This is a genomic window from Pseudoalteromonas carrageenovora IAM 12662 (genome assembly GCF_900239935.1).
Lineage (GTDB): Bacteria > Pseudomonadota > Gammaproteobacteria > Enterobacterales > Alteromonadaceae > Pseudoalteromonas > Pseudoalteromonas carrageenovora.
The window spans coordinates 347,335-365,747 of record NZ_LT965928.1; the positions used below are offsets into that span (position 1 = coordinate 347,335).

An 18,413-nucleotide genomic window follows, 5' to 3' on the forward strand; every position below is an offset into this window, starting at 1 on the left:
CACAAGTTTTATACTTAGCGCTCTACATTGTTACCCCATATTTTATAACTTAAATTGGTTTACTGTTTTATTAAGTGCGGCAGCTAAATCGCTTAAATCACGCGCTTCATCAGCAAGTGTATAAGCATGATCGGCTGTACTATTTACTAAGTTGTTAATTGCCGATAGGCTGGTATTAATATCTTCAGCAACAACAGTTTGCTCCTCGGTAGAGGTGGCAATTTGGTGGCTTTGGTCTTGTACTTTAGTAACCGATTGCGCAATATTTTGCAGTGAGCTAAGTACTTCTTTGGTTTGTGATACTGAGCCTTCTGTTTGCTCTTGGCCTTGTAGCATCATTACCGATGCTTGCTGCGCTATTTGTTGCAAGCGAGAAATCATATTACGAATATCGTCGGTAGATTCTTGCGTACGACTTGCAAGTGAGCGTACTTCGTCAGCTACCACGGCAAAACCACGACCATGCTCGCCAGCTCGGGCTGCTTCAATAGCTGCATTAAGAGCAAGTAAGTTAGTTTGATCGGCAATGGAGTTAATTACATCAACTAATGCACCTATGTTATTACTTTCTTGCTCAAGGCCTGCCACTACTTTAGATGCTTCACCTATGTGAAGTGCAAGCTCGGTCATTACTTTTTGTGCTTGCGTTGAACGATTAGCCCCTTCTGCTGTAATGGCTTGCACTTCTTCGGCAGCACTGTTGGTGTGCTGCGCATTACGTGAAATTTCAAGTACGGTACTGGCCATTTCGGTAACCGCAGCGCTTACGCTATCTACTTGTTGTTTTTCTTGCTGTATTTCAGTATTTGTTTGCTCAGATACGCGCCTAAGCTGCGCTGCTGCATTAGTTAATTGCTCTGCTTGTGCGGCGGTTTCGAGCATCATGGCACGCAGTTTATCAATAAAGGTGTTCATATGATTAGCCAACTGGCCCACTTCATCTTTACTGTCGATATTAATTTTTTGCGTTAAATCGCCTTCACCCGATGCTATATCACGCATGATGTTAGTAAGTGTTGTGATAGGCTGCGAGATCATTTGAGTAGCCCACAAAATCATGGCTAAAATAATAACAAGCATAATAATTACAGCTGTAATGGTGGTAGTAACGGCTGCATTTACTGGCGCTTCAATCATGCTGGTAGGAATAAGTATCCCTACGTACCAATCTAAATAAGGCTGCTCTAGTTGCAAACGGTGGTAAACCACATAAAACTCTTCACCTTTTAAAGTAACCAGTTGGCTACCCTCAAGGTTATTGCGCATTTGAGTGTTTAGACTTTTAAAGCCAGATGTATTTGCAAATTGTTGTTCTAGGCCGTCGAGCCCTTCTTTACCTTTAGGGCCTTCGTCGGTAATAGATAATTTATGGCCTGTGGCTTTTGAAAAGTGTACTACTTTTTGATTGCCGTCGAGCAAAAACCCGTAGCCTTGACCATTAAAACGAATGTCTTCGACCATATCGTTAATTTTATTTAGCTGCAGATCAACACCGCCCATACCTATGAGTTTACGATGCGCGTTATATACTGGTTGTTGAACTACTGCTGATGCCACACCTGTAGTTAAGTCAACCGAAATTGGCCCCACGTAAAGCTTGTTGATTTGCAAAGCTTCTTGCCACCAACCACGCTTATAAGCATAGTAAGGTTGGCCGTTGTACTGACTGGTACGTTCGTTTTCTTTAAAATATTCACCAGTGGTTGCTGAAGCAAAAAAGGCTGATAATACGTTTTCATCATTTGAGCTAATACGCACAAAATCTTGGTTTACTTCGCTGTAACCTGGTGCATTTTTAATTGGTTGATCACGCACATTCCAATTTTCAAAAAAGTTGACTAAATGCGGGTTATTTACAAAAGTCGACACCAATTTACCGTACATTGCAAAGTAGCTTTGCATTGATAGTTGTTCGCTTTGTAGGTAGCTTTGTGCTTCGCGCTCTATGTTAACTCGGGAAAGATCTGCGATATGTTTAACAAAAAAAGTTGAGGCAATTATCAGTAAAACTGTGATCGTTCCACCAATCAATAATAATATTTTCTTCCGTAATGATAAATTATTTAGCATGAGTGTACGTATTATTGTTATTTAGTAAGTTATATCTAATCATATCTTACTTAAAATCGCTACGAAGTTAGATAGAAAACACTAATTATGCGTTTAAAATGAAGGGTTATGCAAAAAATGGAAACTAAAGCTAATAAATTAGTAGTACTAGGAGCTGGTTGGCTTGGTCATGCTTTGTGCGTACAAGCTAAACACGCGGGTTGGGAAGTACAAGGCACTCACCAAAGTGTTGAGCATAGCGATGATTTTCAGCGTCAATTTACATTGGTTAATAACAAGCTAAAACACGAAGTGGATTTGCGCGATGCCTATTGGGTGTGCGCTATACCTCCACGTAGCCGTAACACGCAAAGTAACTATCCAGAGATTTTAGCATCAGCACTTAATCTTGCTAAGCAGTTAAATTCAAAAGGCTTTATATTGTGCTCATCTACTGGGGTGTATGACCAAGAAGCTGGTGTTTATAGCGAAAGCAGTGAGATATCGTGTACAAATGAGCGACAAATAAAACTATACGATGCTGAAGAGCAAGTACTCGAACAAGACGGTAAAGTACTGCGTTTAGCTGGGCTCCTTGGGCCAAATCGTGAGCCTGGTCGTTTTGTTGCAGGTAAAGAGCTAAACACATCGAGCCAACAAGTGGTTAATATGGTGCACCAGCAAGATGTAATAAATGCTATTTTTTCGGTAATCGAAAATTTTAATACGGGGCAAAATATTTACAATGTAGTTAATCCGTCACATCCGACTAAAGCGAATTATTATGAACTAAAGTGTGCACAGCATGGCGGTGAAATGCCTACCTTTATAAGCGATGAAGTGGCTGAGCGAAAAGTGCTGGGCTCAGCCATTGAAGCATTAGGATTTAGTTATCAGCACACAATTTAATGTGCTGATGGCAGCGGGTTATCTATAACAAAGCCACACAATACACCCTGCGCTAAAAGCATATTTGCAGATTCAATATCAGGGGCAAAGTAGCGGTCTTTGTCGTAGTAGCTAACATGCTTACGTAGTAGTGCTTTGGCCTTTTCTACTTGCTCAGATGCTTTAAGTGGTGCTCTAAACTCAAGCCCTTGGGCGGAGGCTAGCCATTCAATAGCCAATACGCCTTGGGTGTTATTGGCCATTTCATTTAAGCGCCTAGCAGCAAAGGTTGCCATAGAGACATGATCTTCTTGATTTGCTGATGTTGGCAAGCTGTCTACAGAGGCAGGATGCGCGAGTGATTTGTTTTCTGATGCAAGTGCGGCGGCGGTTACTTGGGCAATCATAAAGCCAGAATTTACCCCACCGTTTTCTACTAAAAAGGGTGGCAAGGTTGAGAGGTTTGAATCAATTAGCAAGGCTATGCGTCGCTCGGCCAATGCGCCAATTTCAGCAATCGCAATTGCTAAATTATCGGCTGCCATAGCCACTGGCTCTGCATGAAAATTTCCACCTGAAATAATATCGCCAACATCAGCAAACACCAGGGGGTTATCGGTCACCCCGTTTGATTCACATAAAAGCACCTCTGCGGCTTGGCGTATTTGTGTTAAACATGCGCCGAGTACCTGAGGTTGGCAGCGTAAGCAGTAAGGGTCTTGTACTTTTTCACAATTTACGTGAGATTGACTAATTTCAGAGTGTTCACTGAGAAGCTCTCTAAATACGCGAGCAGTATCTATTTGTCCACGTTGGCCTCGAATATCATGAATACGGGCATCAAATGGTGCACGGCTTCCTTTGGCAGCTTCAATACTTATAGCGCCAATAACGCAGCTTTGCGTGTATAAATTCTCGGCTCTAAATAAACCTTGTAATGCAAATGCAGTAGACGCTTGTGTGCCATTTAATAATGCTAAGCCTTCTTTTGCAGCAAGTGTAAGGGGCTCAAGCGCCGCTATTTTTAGGCCTTGGCTTGCGCTAATAACCTCGCCTTGATAGCGCATTTGGCCTTCGCCTAATAGCACCAAGCACATGTGGGCTAGGGGGGCTAAATCGCCCGATGCGCCAACAGAACCTTTTTTTGGCACACACGGATACACTTCACTTTTTAATAGCTGCATAAAAAATTGAATTACTTGCAATCGAATACCAGAGTAACCGCGCGAAAGCGAATTTACTTTAAGGGTTATCATTAGCCTTACGGTACTGTCATCCATGTATTCGCCAATACCCGCAGCATGCGAAAGAACAATGCTGCGCTGAAGTAACTCAAGCTCGCTATCGGCTATTTTAGTATTGGCTAATAATCCAAAACCTGTGTTAATTCCGTATACGGTGCGGTGCTCGTTTATTACATTTTGAACGGTTTGTGCACTGGCTGCTATTTGTGCCTCGGCGCTGCTTTTTAAACTTAAATTAACAGCTGAATCGTTAATTTTTCTCAGTGTGTTTAAATCAAGGTGTCCGGGTGTGAGAGTGTGTGAAATCATGACTATTCCTTGTTTAGCATAGGTAAATCTAAGTTTTGTTCTTTAGCACAATTTTTTGCAATGTCGTAACCTGCATCGGCATGTCGCATTACGCCTGTGGCGGGGTCGTTCCAAAGCACGCGCCCTATTCGCTCTTTTGCTTCATTACTACCATCGGCAACAATAACCACGCCAGAGTGCTGGCTAAATCCCATTCCTACGCCGCCGCCATGATGCAGTGATACCCAGGTAGCACCGCCAGCGGTGTTTAATAAAGCATTAAGTAATGGCCAATCTGATACAGCATCTGAGCCATCTAACATGCTTTCGGTTTCTCGGTTGGGGCTGGCAACAGAACCCGAATCGAGGTGATCGCGGCCAATAACTACAGGGGCTTTGAGTTCGCCATTTTTAACCATCTCGTTAAAAGCGATGGCAAGGCGGGCTCTATCTTTTAAACCTACCCAGCAAATGCGTGCAGGTAATCCTTGAAATTGAATACGCTCTCGTGCCATATCTAGCCAATTATGCAAATGTTTATCATTGGGGATGAGTGCTTTTACTTTAGCGTCAGTTTTGTAAATATCTTCTGGGTCACCCGAAAGTGCAACCCATCTAAATGGACCTATGCCCTCACAAAATAGAGGGCGAATATAAGCAGGTACAAAGCCAGGGAAGTCGAACGCGTTAGTTACGCCTTCATCAAATGCCATTTGGCGAATATTATTACCGTAATCGGTTGTTGCAGCCCCAGCTTTATGTAGCGCTAACATAGCTTTTACTTGCACAGCCATTGATTGTTTAGCGGCTTTTACAACTGTTTGTGGCGCTTGCTCTCGCATTTTAGCCGCGTGCTCCATGCTCCAACCTTGTGGCAAGTAGCCATTGAGAGGGTCGTGTGCTGAGGTTTGGTCGGTTACAATATCGGGAGTAATATCGCTGGCAGCAAGAGCTGTAAATACGTCGGCTGCATTACCGAGTAAACCCACCGATAACGCTTCACCTTTTACACAGGCATCGGTAATTAATTGCAGTGCATGTTCAAGATTTGTGGCTTTAGCATCAACGTAGCCCGTTTTAATTCGAAAATCGATACGGGTTTCGTCACATTCAACTACCAGAGCGCTAAAGCCTGCCATTGTTGCAGCTAATGGTTGCGCACCACCCATACCGCCAAGCCCGCCGGTTAATACCCATTTACCCTTTGCGTTACCAGAAAAATGTTGTTTTGCCATAGCAACAAAGGTTTCGTAGGTGCCTTGTACTATGCCTTGCGAGCCAATGTAAATCCAAGAGCCTGCCGTCATTTGCCCGTACATCATTAAACCTTTTTTATCGAGCTCGTTAAAGTGCTCCCAATTTGCCCAGTGTGGCACTAGGTTTGAATTGGCAATAAGAACGCGAGGTGCATTGCAGTGGGTTTTAAATACGCCTACCGGTTTACCCGATTGTACAAGGAGGGTTTCGTCGTTTTCGAGTCTATCGAGTGTGTCTATAATTTTATCAAAACTAGGCCAGTCGCGCGCCGCTCTACCAATTCCACCATATACCACCAGTGAATGCGGATGCTCAGCAACATCAGGGTCTAAATTATTCATTAGCATGCGTTTAGCAGCTTCCGTTTGCCAACTCTTAGCGCTTATTTTTTCGCCATGAGGAGCACGTATTATACGTGTTTTATCTAATCGACTGTCCATATTTTACTCCTGTTGTATATACAAGGTAATCGGCTTTTAAAAAACGCCTTTTAAAGCGTTTTATATTTAATCTGAACTGTGCTTGATATAATTTTTTATTTTGCATTCAGGTTATTTTTTAAATGTTAAATGCCCACCTAAGCGGTATTTACTCCCAGGCGATACAAGTCGTGCAAAGCTAACAATGCCTTTGGATGACCATGTACGGCGGATTACTTGTAGACAAGGTTCTTCGTTGTACAAATTAAGCCATTGACACATTTCGTTATTTGGCATAATAGCTTCCACGGTATGGCGGGCTTGTGTAAGTGGAGCCACGTTCGATAAATATTCGTGAGGAGTGAGTAATGTAAAATCTTGCTGCAAATAATCTTTTGCAAGCTCAGGGTTTACAAAGCGTTCTTCAACTTGCAGTGGTTTTTCGTTTTCGTTGTGTACAAGTACGCTGCGATAAACCACGCTGTCTATTTCTACCCCAAGTGCAATTGCAATAGGCGCGATAGCATTAATAGATTCGAGAATATGTACACTACAGCTATAGCGGCCATTACGTTCTTTGACCTCATCGGCAATATTTTTTATTTCCAGTAATGATGACTGCGATTTAAAACTCGCTACAAACGTACCTAAACCTTGGCTGCGGGTTAAAATACCCGCATCGGTAAGCTCGCTTAAAGCACGGCGTGCTGTCATACGGCTAACGCTAAATTGGCTGCTTAACTCATTTTCTGAAGGAACGCGCTGATCTTCTTGCCACGATCCATTTTTAATTTTATCGACAATAAATTGTTTTATTTGAGCAAATTTAGGTGTTGTCATTGAAAAAGCGAGCTGTATTTATAATAAACAATGTTAGTTAAGATGACACAATTGCCTTGTATATACAAGGTGGGTTGTTAGACTGTATTTTAAGCAAGTTAAGGAGTTGAATATGCAAAATAAAATATCAAACAATGAGCTAGGTGACATCGACTTACTAATTACTGATGCCAATATTGCCACTATGGACACCGCTATAGATGCTCCTTATGGAGCAATAGAAAATGCAGCCTTGGCCATAAAAAATGGCAAGATTGCGTGGTTAGGTAAGCAATCTGATTTACCAAGTTTTGATGTATTTGCAACACCAACACTCAGTATTAAAGGACAGTGGTTAACGCCAGGGCTTATAGATTGCCATACACACTTAGTATTTGCGGGCTCTCGCTCACAAGAATTTGAACAACGCTTGCAGGGTGTAAGCTATGAGCAAATTGCTGCTCAAGGTGGCGGTATAGCGAGTACAGTCGCAGCCACGCGCTTAGCTGATCGTGAGCACCTCTTTGTTGATGGTAAAGATCGCTTAAACACCTTACTTGCTGAAGGAGTCACAACTGTTGAGATTAAATCAGGTTATGGGCTTGATGTTAAAAATGAGCTTAAAATACTCGAAGTAGCCCGCTTATTGGGTGAACATCATCCTATTGATATTATAACCACCTTTTTAGGGGCGCATGCTTTACCACCTGAGTATAAAGGGCGTACTGATGAATTTATTAATTTAGTTTGCACCGATATGCTTGAGCAAGTGGTTGCAAATAACCTTGCAGATGCTGTTGATGTATTCTGTGAAAATGTGGGTTTTAGCTATGAGCAAACCGAGCAAGTGTTTGAAGCCGCTAAAAAGTATAACCTACCAATAAAATGCCATGCAGAGCAGCTATCTAATCAGCGTGGTGCACAGCTGGTGGCCAAATTTAAAGGTTTGTCGGCTGATCATATTGAATACCTTGATGAGGATGGTGTAAAAGCAATGGCGCAAGCAGGGACTATTGCTGTGTTACTCCCCGGTGCATTTTATTTTTTACGAGAAACTCAGTTACCACCCATTGAGTTATTACAAAAATACAAAGTGCCCATTGCCATTGCGAGTGACTTTAACCCGGGTACTTCACCTTTATGCTCGCTACAGTTGATGATGAATATGGCGTGTACTTTGTTTAGGTTAACACCAGAGCAATCGCTTGCAGGTGTAACGCGCAATGCCGCATTAGCACTTGGTTTAAATGATAGGGGCGTGCTAAAAGTAGGAGCAAGGGCTGATATTGCACATTGGCAAATAGGCCACCCATCGCAATTAAGTTACCAATTTGGCGTAAATAAACTGTTAAATCTATGGATTTTGGGTAGAATTAATTAGTTTGTATTATTTTTGTTCATAATTAACATGCTTTTATTGAATTTTATGGCTAATGGAGTGGCGTAAGCTTGAGTATTTTGACTGACAGTAACTTTCCGATTTTTTTTAGTGGTTCGCTTTTAATGGCGATGATCGCTACGTTATTTTCGGTTAAAAATATCAGTATTAAATTTAGTTATTTGTGCACTGGAGTGGTTGGATTAGCCATTTTAAGTAGTGGTGCGGCTTGGTTAGCTATTTTGCTGGCTTTTGGTTTTTGCTTTCATTTGTGGCAGGCTTTTGAGCGAAATAACTGGAGCATGATTATTGTCAGTGCTGCTGCCGGGCTATTATTTGTTGTTTTATTTTCGGCTCATCTATTATTAGAAGTACCACTTTTTTGGGTTGTAGTTGCCATATTATTATTAGCCATCGTTGGTTTTTTAAATGACGAAAGTGCAGTAAAAGAGGTTGTTATAGAACCTCAAAGTATTGATGAGGCGTTTATTGAAGAATCGCCATTATCTATTTTTGCGAATAAAAAGCAGCTACGCCAAGGTTACTACCATTGGTGTGAAAACAACCATATAAACGCAGCTTTAGTTATTATCCGCCTTGAGGGGTTTGAGCAAGTTAACCAACATATAGGCCGCGACTTTGGCGATATTCTGTTAGCGCAAACTGCTAATAGAATTAAAGAATTATTAGTAAGTGATGAAATAGTACCTATAAACACTCATGAAAAGCTAGCCCATTTAGGCGGATTAAACTTTGCATTTATTTGTAGCTTAGCAAATCAAAAACACTTTCATGAAATAGTGATTGAGCAAATATTAGGGGCAACGCTTAAGCCTTTTAATGTAGCTAACTGTACGGTAGAGGTAAAAGCCCGCGCTAGTTATGTAAATTGTGATGAACAAGACAATAACTTTGATAATTTAATATCGTTTGCTTATCTTGCCCTTGATAGCCACCCAAATCGAAAAGTAGTGCCTTATCATCAGCAAATGATGGTAGAGCAGCTAGAGCAGCAGGCGCGCTTAAAAGAGCTTACTAATATTGATTTTGCTAGTGAGCTTGAGCTTTATTTTCAACCCGTTATTTGTAATAACGGTGGCCAGATAGAATTTTTAGAATTGTTACTGCGTTGGCAGCACCCTAAACAGGGGATTTTATCTGCTAATCGTTTTATTGATGATATAAGAATTGCAGGGCTTGCTTATCCATTAGCTAAGTTTGTGATAGAGCGAGCAGCAGAGCTCGCAATGGCATTGAGGATTGAAGGTATTACTGTACCACTGAGTATTAATGTGTTTGGCCCTGAAATGCTCAACGAAGAATTTGTTGAATTTGTAGATTCGGTAATAAGTGAGCATCAATTAGAGCCGGGCGACTTAATAGTTGAATGCCCTTTACATATATTCACAAGCCTTGATGATAAAGGCCGAGCGATGATTGCTAGGTTAAATAATATTGGCTTAAAAGTATGTGTTGATGGCTTAGGTGATAACCCTGTGCTGCTTTCTAAGTTACCAAGTTTGGCTGTAGAATATATTAAAGTGGCGCCCTCGCTTACTGCTGATTTTAGCAATCAAAACAACATACGTAGCTTAGTAAGTGGCATGGTTGAAATGCATAACCAACAAAAGACTAAAGTCATATTTGAAGGCGTAGAGACTCTTGAACAACTAAAATTTGTCAAAAGTTTAAAGGCGTATGCCGCTCAAGGTTATTACTTTGGTCATCCGTTAAGTAGTATTGGTTTGATGAGTTGGTTGAAGCAGTGGCGTATGGATTTAGCTAAGTAACTAGCTTAAATAATTTTACAGGGGAAGCGCTGTTTATTGCTCTTTAGCTTGTAAATAGCTATTTGTCAGCGCACTTAATACTTGCCCTGTATGCTCAGCTCCAGCGTCTAAACCGTTAGGGTGTTGGCTAGGCGCTGCTTCACATAAATGTAAATACTTAGCGCGGCGATTACTAGCGGCTAAATGTACAAAATGTTCAGCATCAGCAACACTAAAACCACTGCAATTATAAGCGCTTACTGGCATGTAAGTTATACTATCTAAATCAACCTCAATACCTAGTGCATAATTATCGGTGTTGTTAAGTGCATGAGTGACAGCGCTACTTAGCGTTATTTCTCTTCTTACTGCAATTGCTTGATAACTAGTAAAACTGTGATTGGCTTGGGCCATTGCATCAAGTGTTGCCTGATTATTTTTAAGTTCGTGTAACCCAATTACATGGTAGTTATTTAAGTGCTGCTCGTCATAGGCGTAGGTAAAGCCATTTCCACTATGGCGTCCTTCACATGGTCTGAAATCGGCATGAGGATCTAAATTTATAGCGTTGATAGGGTTTTGGCTGTGTTTACTCAAAGCTCTAATAATACCTAGGCAGTTATTATGTCCGCCCCCTATTACAATAGGCTCAAGACCAGCTTTAAAGATTAAACTTAAAACGGCTTCTACACGTTCATCAAGCTGCCTGCAAAGTTCACGCAACTGAGTTAATTGCTCAGGCTGTTTTGCACTTAGCGGGTTACTTTGCAGCATTAAATCAGTGGTATTAACTTCACCAAGTAGTAATATTTTTTGAGTTGCAATAAATTGATTATGAGGCTGATTTAAAAAGCGCTTTAAAAAGGCAGGCCAAGCTTGGTGGGCACCTTTATTTCCTAAATTTGCTCTGGGACCGATATCTTCACAAATACCAAGTAATACATAGCGAATGCCAAATTGAGCTGCATCTATTAGTGCTTGTTGAACGTTTACTTGGGTGTCTAGCAGGGCCATTGACTGCCAAGCTTTAGTTTCGTTTGCGCGGGTAGTGCAAAGAGCCTTAACCGCGCTTTCATCATATACTGTTAAGTAACTGGTCACGTTATACTTCTACGATTTCCAATTCTAGTTCTTCAGCAGATAAAACAATGCCAGTGCTGTCGGCATAAATAAAATCGTCATCAAAAAACGAAACGCCTGCAAAGTTAACACCTATGCCATCTTCACCCGCGCCTTCGCTATCTGCAGCAACCGGAATAGATGCAATAGCCTGAATACCTAAATCTAGGTCTTCAAGTTCGTCAACATGGCGCACAGCACCATAAACAACAATACCTTGCCAGTTGTTTTCAAAGGCAAGTTCGGCAAGCTCTATATCAATAAGCGCACGGCGTGTTGAGCCACCGCCATCAATTAAAAGAACTGAGCCTGTACCATCTTGAGAAAGTAATTCACGGATCAGTTCGTTATTTTCAAAACATTTAACTGTTTTAATGCGGCCGCCAAAGGTATGACGTCCACCAAAGTTTATGAACATAGGTTCAAGCACGTCAACCACATCGGCAAAGTGATCGCATAAATCAGAAGTGCTGTAATCCATTATTTTATCCTCAAAAGATACATTAGGTTATAACTCAGTATACCCTCCTTATAAGCAATAACAACGACTTAATAGCAGTAAATTTAAGCAAAATACGCGCAAGATCATCAATAGCAACAATAGTGTCTTAAAAGCGTCACTCAATTGTTATTTACAACACCTAAGCTAAAACAGTGTTCAGATATTATGCAGCTAGGAGTAAGTGATGACTAATAACAGTGTGCTTAAAAAGGTAGCTCAAATGGATGAGCAATTGTTTTTAACTTTATTTAATTACAATTCGCCTAAATGGCTCAAAACAGCAGCGCTTGGTTTTTCAAAAAGCGGAGATGGGGCGCTTTACTTATTACTATGTGCAGCAGTGTGGTGGCTAAGTAGTAATGAACAACATCAATTACTTCCTGCTACGGTACTATTAGGTTTTGTTATTGAGAGGCCAATTTATTTTTTAGCCAAAAATCGTTTTGCGCGTATTCGTCCATGTGATTGTTTAGTAACAAATGCCTATATTGTGCCAAGCGATAAGTTTAGCTTACCGTCTGGGCACAGTGCGGCTGCATTTTTGGTAGCGACTATTTTGAGCCACTTCTTCCCTGAATTAGGCTTACTTTTCTTTGCGTGGGCTGCTGGTGTTGCATTGTCTAGAGTGGTATTGGGTGTACATTTTCCGGCGGATATCATTATTGGAGCAGCTATTGGTAGTTCATGTGGCTTATGTGCATTAATGCTGGTGGTGCCTGTATGAAGATATTGTATGGGGTACAAGGTACTGGCAATGGGCACATAACTCGCGCTCGGGTTATGGCTAGTCGCTTTAATGATTTAGGGATAGACGTAGATTATGTTTTTTCAGGGCGTGCGAATAAAGATTACTTCGATATGCATGAGTTTTCTGACTATAAAACATTTCGCGGTTTATCGTTTAGCACTCAAAACGGGCAAGTTAAAGCGCTACAAACACTTAAAAAGGCCAGAGTGTGTAAGTTAGTCAGAGATATAAAAGCCTTCGACGTAAAACAGTATGACTTTGTACTTAACGATTTTGAACCTGTATCGGCTTGGGCTGCAAAGCGATCAGGCATACCGGTGGTGGGGATAAGTCATCAAGCTGCATTTTTATCAGACAGCGTACCGATGTTTGGCCGTGGCATATTAAGAAAGTCTCTTATTAAAAACTATGCACCTGCAAATACCTATTTAGGCGTACATTGGCAACCTTTTGCGCACAATATTATTCCACCGTTTATTGCAAATCATGAACATGGTAATCCGGTTGCTGTTATGAACAAAGTATTGGTGTATTTACCGTTTGAGAACCTAGATAGTATTATTGACTATTTGAAAGATTTTCCTGAAAAAGAGTTTTATTGTTACCACCCACATGCACAGGATAAATCAATTGGGCATATACATTTACGATCTCCTTCTCGTACTGGTTTTTTAAATGACTTAGCAAATACCAGTGGTGTGATTGGTAATGCAGGGTTTGAGTTGGCTAGTGAGGCGTTAAAGTTAGGTAAAAAACTTTTATTAAAGCCGTTAGACGGGCAATTTGAACAAGGGGCAAACGCTCAAACATTGCTTGCGATGGGAATGGCGCATGTTATGAATTACTTAAACCCACAAGCACTTGATGACTGGAACAGTGCACCGCAAAACAAGCAAATTAACTATCCAAGTGATCCTGCACCATTAATTGATTGGCTCCTCAAAAAGCAGTGGGGTAATACTCAGTCATTACATAGCGGATTATGGGGAAGTGTTAATCTATAATAAAACATTTTTTAAAACCGCATTTAAGTAAAAAAAAGGTTAAGTTAATGAGATAGCTGCATTCAATAAGCTATACTGTAAATGCATATTTAACAAAGGCGTTTACGATGAATTTTTTACAAAACTTAACTATTAAACGACGTTTACAATTAAACGCTGTAGTTGTTGGTTTAGCGATGGTGCTTCTTTTATGCGTGATTATTTTTGAATCACGTACAACCCTTAGTTTAAACAAGACTATTCAATTAGCAGAAGAGCTTAACGTGCATGCATTAGCATTGCGTAAACATGAAAAAAACTTCTTGTTTTATAAACAAGAAGACGCGTTAACTGCATTTGAAACGGATTTTGAACAGTTAAGTGATAAAGTAAAAAAGTTAAAACAGTTGATGGCTAAACAAGGTATCGAGCAGGGGCAAGTTCAGCGCTTTGAGCAACTAATAAGTAGCTATAATAATGATTTTAAAACTGTTGTTAAGTTTCAAAAAGAGATAGGCCTAACCCCTACTGACGGGTTGTATGGCAAGCTTAGAAGTTCGGTACATGAAGTTGAGCAACTATTAAAAGAGCAGCAAAATTACCAATTATTGTCGTCAATGCTGCAATTAAGGCGCTCAGAAAAAGATTTTATGCTGAGATTTGATATTAAGTACCTAGGGCGTTTTAACGAGGGAATTAATACATTTAAACAGCAGATAGCTGCAGCGCAACTTCCAAGCGACTATAAAACACAAATTAATCCTCTGATTGATACATATCAAAGCGAGTTTAAAACACTTGTGCAGGCGCAAACTGAACTTGGGCTAGATCTTGAGTCAGGCGCGCTTGGGGTAATGCGCGATAGCGTAGATAAAAGCGATGCAATTGTTTCGCAAATCGTTAAAGACACTAAGTTACAAGTTGAGCAAAGTGTAGAGCAGGCTCAATTTTTAGCTATTTTAGTATTTGTAATTGCAGGTGTGATTGTATTGGCGCTAGTTTATTTTACGAGCCATTCCATTATTGTACCTATTGAGCGTGTTTATCACACCATTAACGATATTCGTCGTAATAATGATTTAAGTGTGATGATTGAACAAACAGGCAAAGACGAAATCACCACCATGACCATAGACTTTAATAGTTTAATTGGTGATTTTAAAAATCTGATTAATGAAGTTAACACTGCTTTAAATACACTAAATGTGGCTACTGAGCACTTATCTGAAAGTACTGCAGCTACAAGCTCTGGTATGCAAGAGCAATTACATGAGGCAGACATGGTAGCAACAGCTGCTACGCAAATGCAGGCAACTATTCAAGATATCTCTCATAATACTGAAGCGGCTGCTAAAAAAGCAGAGTCAACCAACTTAAGCGCACAGCAAGGGCGTAACGAAGTTGACTCAACGGTTAAGCATATTAGAGATTTATCTAGTTCGTTAGGGAATGCATCAAATGTTGTATCGCAACTAGAAAAAGACGGTGAAACCATTGGCTCAGTGCTTGATGTGATCCGCGCCATTGCAGATCAAACAAACTTATTAGCACTTAATGCTGCAATTGAAGCGGCTAGAGCTGGAGAACAAGGGCGTGGTTTTGCGGTAGTGGCAGATGAAGTTCGCTCACTTGCTCAGCGCACGCAAGAGTCTACTAGTGAAATAGAAGGAATTATTAATACCCTTCAACAACGCACTCAAGAGGTCGTTAGCATTATGCACCAGTGCCGTTCACAAGGAGATGAAAGCGCATCTCAAGCAATTAAAGCGGGTGAGCTACTTGGTGCTATTACCGAAGATGTACAAACTATTATGGAAATGAGTACCCAAATAGCCGTTGCGATTGATGAGCAAAGTCAGGTAGCGTCTGAGGTAAATAAAAACGTGGTACGTATAAGAGATATTGCACAAGATGCTTCGGGACATGCTGCTAATAATGCGCAGACAAGTGAAGAAGTGTCTGAGCAAGCACGCGTCCTGTTTACTGCAATTGATAAATTTAAGGTGTAATGACGCTTAAGTGCGTGCCTATAAAGTTCAAGGAATAAACTTTATAGGCACGCTATCTTTACTTTCTTCGTGTTCAGTTACCCGCGCTAAATATTCGCTCCATAACGTATCTTGTTGCTGTTGTAGCTTTTCAAAGTAGCGCCAGCTAAACAGCCCACTATTATGGCCATCATCAAAATCTAAACGCAGAGCATAATGACCAACCGGCACTATGTTTTTTATTCCTACAGCTTGCTTATTAAGTACTAACTTCATTGGGCCAGAGCCATGACCTTGTACTTCTGCTGAAGGGGAGTGAACACGTAAAAATTCGCAGCTAAATATAGTTTTACTGTCATCATCAAAGTAAACATCTAGGTTTTTACTTACACTGTGATAATGTACTTTTGTTACGTGTTTCATTTTATATATCCCATTAAAAAGCCCCCAATGTGGAGGCTTAGAGTATAGTATTTATGCCTAGCTTATAAAATAAAGCGGCTTAAATCTTCATCTTCTACTAATGCACCTAAGTGTTTTTCAACATAAGCGGCATCGATTACTAATGACGAGCCTGCTTTTTCAGAAGCATCGTATGAAATTTCTTCCATTAATCTTTCCATAACAGTATGCAAACGACGAGCACCGATGTTTTCGGTTTTTTCGTTTACTTGCCAAGCAGCTTTAGCAATACGCTCAATGGCATCGTCGCTAAACTCAACATCAACTTGCTCAGTTTTAAGAAGTTCGCGTTGTTGCTCAGTAAGTGAAGCATGAGGCTCTGTAAGAATACGCTTAAAGTCATCAGCAGTGAGAGCCTCAAGCTCTACACGAATTGGTAAACGACCCTGCAGCTCTGGGATCATGTCTGATGGTTTAGACATTTGAAATGCACCCGAGGCAATAAATAACATGTGGTCAGTTTTAACCATACCGTGCTTAGTATTTACAGTTGAACCTTCAATTAGCGGTAGCAGGTCGCGTTGTACGCCTTCACGGCTAACATCCGGGCCTGACGAATCGCCACGCTTACAAATTTTGTCTATTTCATCAATAAACACAATACCATTTTGCTCTACTGCAAAAATAGCCTGCTCTTTTAGCTCTTCAGGGTTAACTAATTTAGCGGCTTCTTCTTCCGTTAATAGCTTGAAGGCTTCTTTAATTTTTAACTTACGCTTAGTGCGCTTGTCGCCACCCATGTTTTGAAACATGCTTTGTAGCTGGTTGGTCATATCTTCCATACCAGGAGGCGCCATAATTTCTACATTTGGCTGTGCTTGCGCTAAATCAATTTCGATTTCTTTATCATCAAGCTGACCTTCACGTAGTTTTTTACGGAACGTTTGACGAGTTGATGAATTATCATCACGCTGTGTTTCACCGTATTGATCTTTCGCTGGTGGTAAAAGTGCATCTAAAATACGCTCTTCTGCAGCTTCTTCGGCGCGGTGCTTAAACTTTTTAGTTTGTTGCTCACGTGTCATTTTAATCGAAACATCAACTAAATCACGAATGATGGTTTCAACTTCTTTACCAACATAACCCACTTCAGTGAATTTAGTCGCTTCTACTTTAATAAATGGTGCATTGGCTAATTTTGCTAAACGACGTGCAATTTCAGTTTTACCCACACCTGTAGGACCAATCATTAAAATATTTTTTGGTGTAACTTCGCTGCGCAAATCATCATTAAGTTGCATGCGGCGCCAGCGGTTGCGAAGTGCAATAGCGACTGCTTTTTTAGCTTTAGCTTGGCCAATAATATGTTGATCGAGCTCGTGAACGATTTCTCTTGGAGTCATAGCAGACATAGCAATTCCTATTATAATTCTTCGATTGTTTGGAAGTTATTAGTAAATACGCAGATATTGCCTGCAATAGTTAAGCTTTTCTCTACTATTTCACGAGCGCTTAAATCTGTATTTTCTAATAGAGCAGTAGCTGCTGATTGGGCAAAGTTGCCGCCGCTGCCAATTGCAATTAGGTCGTTTTCTGGCTGCACAACATCGCCGTTACCGGTAATGATTAAAGAGGCGGTTTCATCGGCAACAGCAAGAAGGGCTTCAAGTTTTCTCAGGGCTCTATCGCTGCGCCAATCTTTGGCCATTTCTACTGCAGCTTTGGTTAGGTTACCTTGGTGCATTTCTAGTTTGCTTTCGAAGCGTTCGAAAAGGGTAAAGGCATCAGCAGTACCGCCAGCAAAACCAGCGATTACTTTGCCATTATAAAGACGTCGAACTTTACGGGCATTGCCCTTCATTACGGTATTGCCAAGTGAAACTTGGCCATCGCCGCCGATTACTACTTTGTCGCCGCGGCGTACACTTACAATAGTGGTCATGTTATTCCTCATCATCGAGTTGCAGTGGCAACTCGTAAAAAACGATTATGATGAGGTTATATGGGTGAATGGTTTATTTTCAAGTCCAGCCCCAAATTCCGCAGCCGACTATTTTTACACGTTTAAGTTTGTTCTTATCGCTTTCGGCTTGGCGTTTGGTTTTATAAGGGCCTAAGCGTACTTTGTACCAAATACCATTGCTGCCTTTTGCTTCTTTTATTTCAGAAATTAGCCCTGCAAATGCTATTTTAGCTTTAAGTGATTCGGCTTGTGCATGAGTTTTAAACGATCCGCACTGCATAACATACGGGCCTTTTTGCTCAATTTCTTTTACCTCAACCTGAATTTCGTGCTCTCTGATCTCTTTAATAAACTCAGGCGTGCGTGGTATCGCTACTTCTACTTTTTTTGCAGGCGTAGGGTTAGCTTGTTTTTCTACCAGTTTAGGATCGGCATTACTTTTTATAAACCATAATCCGTAAGCAAAACCGCCAACGAGTAACAAGGCAATAATTACTAATAGGATTGGGAAGGGCTTTTTAGCCGGTGCTTGTTTTTTACTGTTTCTGCCTGCAGGCTTTTTATTAATATAATCGTGCTGTGCCATGGTGTTATTGT

The 18,413-nt window shown here is 40.8% G+C and carries 16 protein-coding genes; 6 read left to right on the forward strand and 10 right to left on the reverse strand.

All coding sequences use genetic code 11. The annotated features are described in order from the left end of the window. Positions 1–42 precede the first annotated feature (42 nt). Complete coding sequence (locus ALFOR1_RS01680; RefSeq protein ID WP_104641849.1) at positions 43–2,070, reverse strand: methyl-accepting chemotaxis protein; 2,028 nt, start codon at positions 2,068–2,070, stop codon at positions 43–45. A 117-nt stretch (positions 2,071–2,187) separates the two neighbouring features. On the opposite strand from ALFOR1_RS01680, the gene ALFOR1_RS01685 reads away from it, so the two are divergent. Continuing rightward, positions 2,188–2,958, forward strand: coding sequence for a Rossmann-fold NAD(P)-binding domain-containing protein (locus tag ALFOR1_RS01685; protein WP_104641850.1), 771 nt, complete (start codon positions 2,188–2,190; stop codon positions 2,956–2,958). Here the strand turns inward: ALFOR1_RS01685 and hutH are convergent. The 3 genes from hutH to hutC form a co-directional block, all read right to left on the reverse strand. Next, positions 2,955–4,490 carry a histidine ammonia-lyase gene (hutH, locus tag ALFOR1_RS01690; protein WP_104641851.1) on the reverse strand — a complete coding sequence of 512 codons (1,536 nt, stop codon included), beginning with the start codon at positions 4,488–4,490 and terminating at the stop codon, positions 2,955–2,957. The two genes, ALFOR1_RS01685 and hutH, sit on opposite strands and share 4 nt — an antisense overlap. Before the next feature lie 2 nt (positions 4,491–4,492). Next, positions 4,493–6,166, reverse strand: coding sequence for a urocanate hydratase (gene hutU, locus ALFOR1_RS01695; RefSeq protein ID WP_104641852.1), 1,674 nt, complete (start codon positions 6,164–6,166; stop codon positions 4,493–4,495). Between the two features lie 111 nt (positions 6,167–6,277). Then, positions 6,278–6,985 carry a histidine utilization repressor gene (hutC, locus tag ALFOR1_RS01700; RefSeq protein WP_104641853.1) on the reverse strand — a complete coding sequence of 236 codons (708 nt, stop codon included), beginning with the start codon at positions 6,983–6,985 and terminating at the stop codon, positions 6,278–6,280. A gap of 112 nt (positions 6,986–7,097) precedes the next feature. Here hutC and hutI point away from each other — a divergent pair, with 112 nt between their 5' ends. Beyond that, positions 7,098–8,345: an imidazolonepropionase gene (gene hutI, locus ALFOR1_RS01705; protein ID WP_104641854.1), complete on the forward strand. Its 1,248-nt coding sequence runs from the start codon at positions 7,098–7,100 to the stop codon at positions 8,343–8,345. A gap of 122 nt (positions 8,346–8,467) precedes the next feature. Beyond that, a complete protein-coding gene (locus ALFOR1_RS01710) occupies positions 8,468–10,132 on the forward strand; it encodes a bifunctional diguanylate cyclase/phosphodiesterase (protein ID WP_104643599.1) in 1,665 nt (554 codons plus the stop codon). Positions 10,133–10,165: 33 nt separating this feature from the next. On the opposite strand, the gene ALFOR1_RS01715 is transcribed toward ALFOR1_RS01710, so the two are convergent. After that, positions 10,166–11,212, reverse strand: a complete 1,047-nt coding sequence (locus ALFOR1_RS01715) for a formimidoylglutamase (RefSeq protein WP_104641855.1) — start codon at positions 11,210–11,212, stop codon at positions 10,166–10,168. A 1-nt stretch (position 11,213) separates the two neighbouring features. Continuing rightward, the gene (rraA, locus tag ALFOR1_RS01720) at positions 11,214–11,711 is read right to left on the reverse strand and encodes a ribonuclease E activity regulator RraA (RefSeq protein ID WP_058547623.1); all 498 of its coding nucleotides are present in this window, start codon (positions 11,709–11,711) and stop codon (positions 11,214–11,216) included. A gap of 205 nt (positions 11,712–11,916) precedes the next feature. Between rraA and ALFOR1_RS01725 the strand changes: the two genes are divergently transcribed. The 3 genes from ALFOR1_RS01725 (at position 11,917) to ALFOR1_RS01735 (ending at position 15,472) form a co-directional block, all read left to right on the forward strand. Continuing rightward, positions 11,917–12,456, forward strand: coding sequence for a phosphatase PAP2 family protein (locus ALFOR1_RS01725; RefSeq protein ID WP_104641856.1), 540 nt, complete (start codon positions 11,917–11,919; stop codon positions 12,454–12,456). Continuing rightward, a complete protein-coding gene (locus tag ALFOR1_RS01730; protein WP_058547621.1) occupies positions 12,453–13,484 on the forward strand; it encodes an MJ1255/VC2487 family glycosyltransferase in 1,032 nt (343 codons plus the stop codon). The genes ALFOR1_RS01725 and ALFOR1_RS01730 overlap by 4 nt, the downstream gene beginning before the upstream one ends. A gap of 107 nt (positions 13,485–13,591) precedes the next feature. Further along, positions 13,592–15,472 carry a methyl-accepting chemotaxis protein gene (locus tag ALFOR1_RS01735; protein WP_104641857.1) on the forward strand — a complete coding sequence of 627 codons (1,881 nt, stop codon included), beginning with the start codon at positions 13,592–13,594 and terminating at the stop codon, positions 15,470–15,472. Between the two features lie 27 nt (positions 15,473–15,499). Here the strand turns inward: ALFOR1_RS01735 and ALFOR1_RS01740 are convergent, their stop codons facing one another. From ALFOR1_RS01740 to ALFOR1_RS01755, 4 genes are all read right to left on the reverse strand, one after another. Next, on the reverse strand, positions 15,500–15,874 hold the full coding sequence (locus tag ALFOR1_RS01740; RefSeq protein WP_104641858.1) for a gamma-butyrobetaine hydroxylase-like domain-containing protein: 375 nt from the start codon (positions 15,872–15,874) through the stop codon (positions 15,500–15,502). A gap of 62 nt (positions 15,875–15,936) precedes the next feature. Then, positions 15,937–17,265 (reverse strand): HslU--HslV peptidase ATPase subunit, encoded by a 1,329-nt coding sequence (gene hslU / locus ALFOR1_RS01745; RefSeq protein ID WP_104641859.1) that lies wholly within the window; start codon positions 17,263–17,265, stop codon positions 15,937–15,939. A gap of 11 nt (positions 17,266–17,276) precedes the next feature. Next, a complete protein-coding gene (gene hslV, locus ALFOR1_RS01750; protein WP_002958366.1) occupies positions 17,277–17,795 on the reverse strand; it encodes an ATP-dependent protease subunit HslV in 519 nt (172 codons plus the stop codon). Positions 17,796–17,874: 79 nt separating this feature from the next. Continuing rightward, positions 17,875–18,402, reverse strand: a complete 528-nt coding sequence (locus ALFOR1_RS01755) for an SPOR domain-containing protein (protein ID WP_058547617.1) — start codon at positions 18,400–18,402, stop codon at positions 17,875–17,877. Between the last annotated feature and the right edge of the window lie 11 nt (positions 18,403–18,413).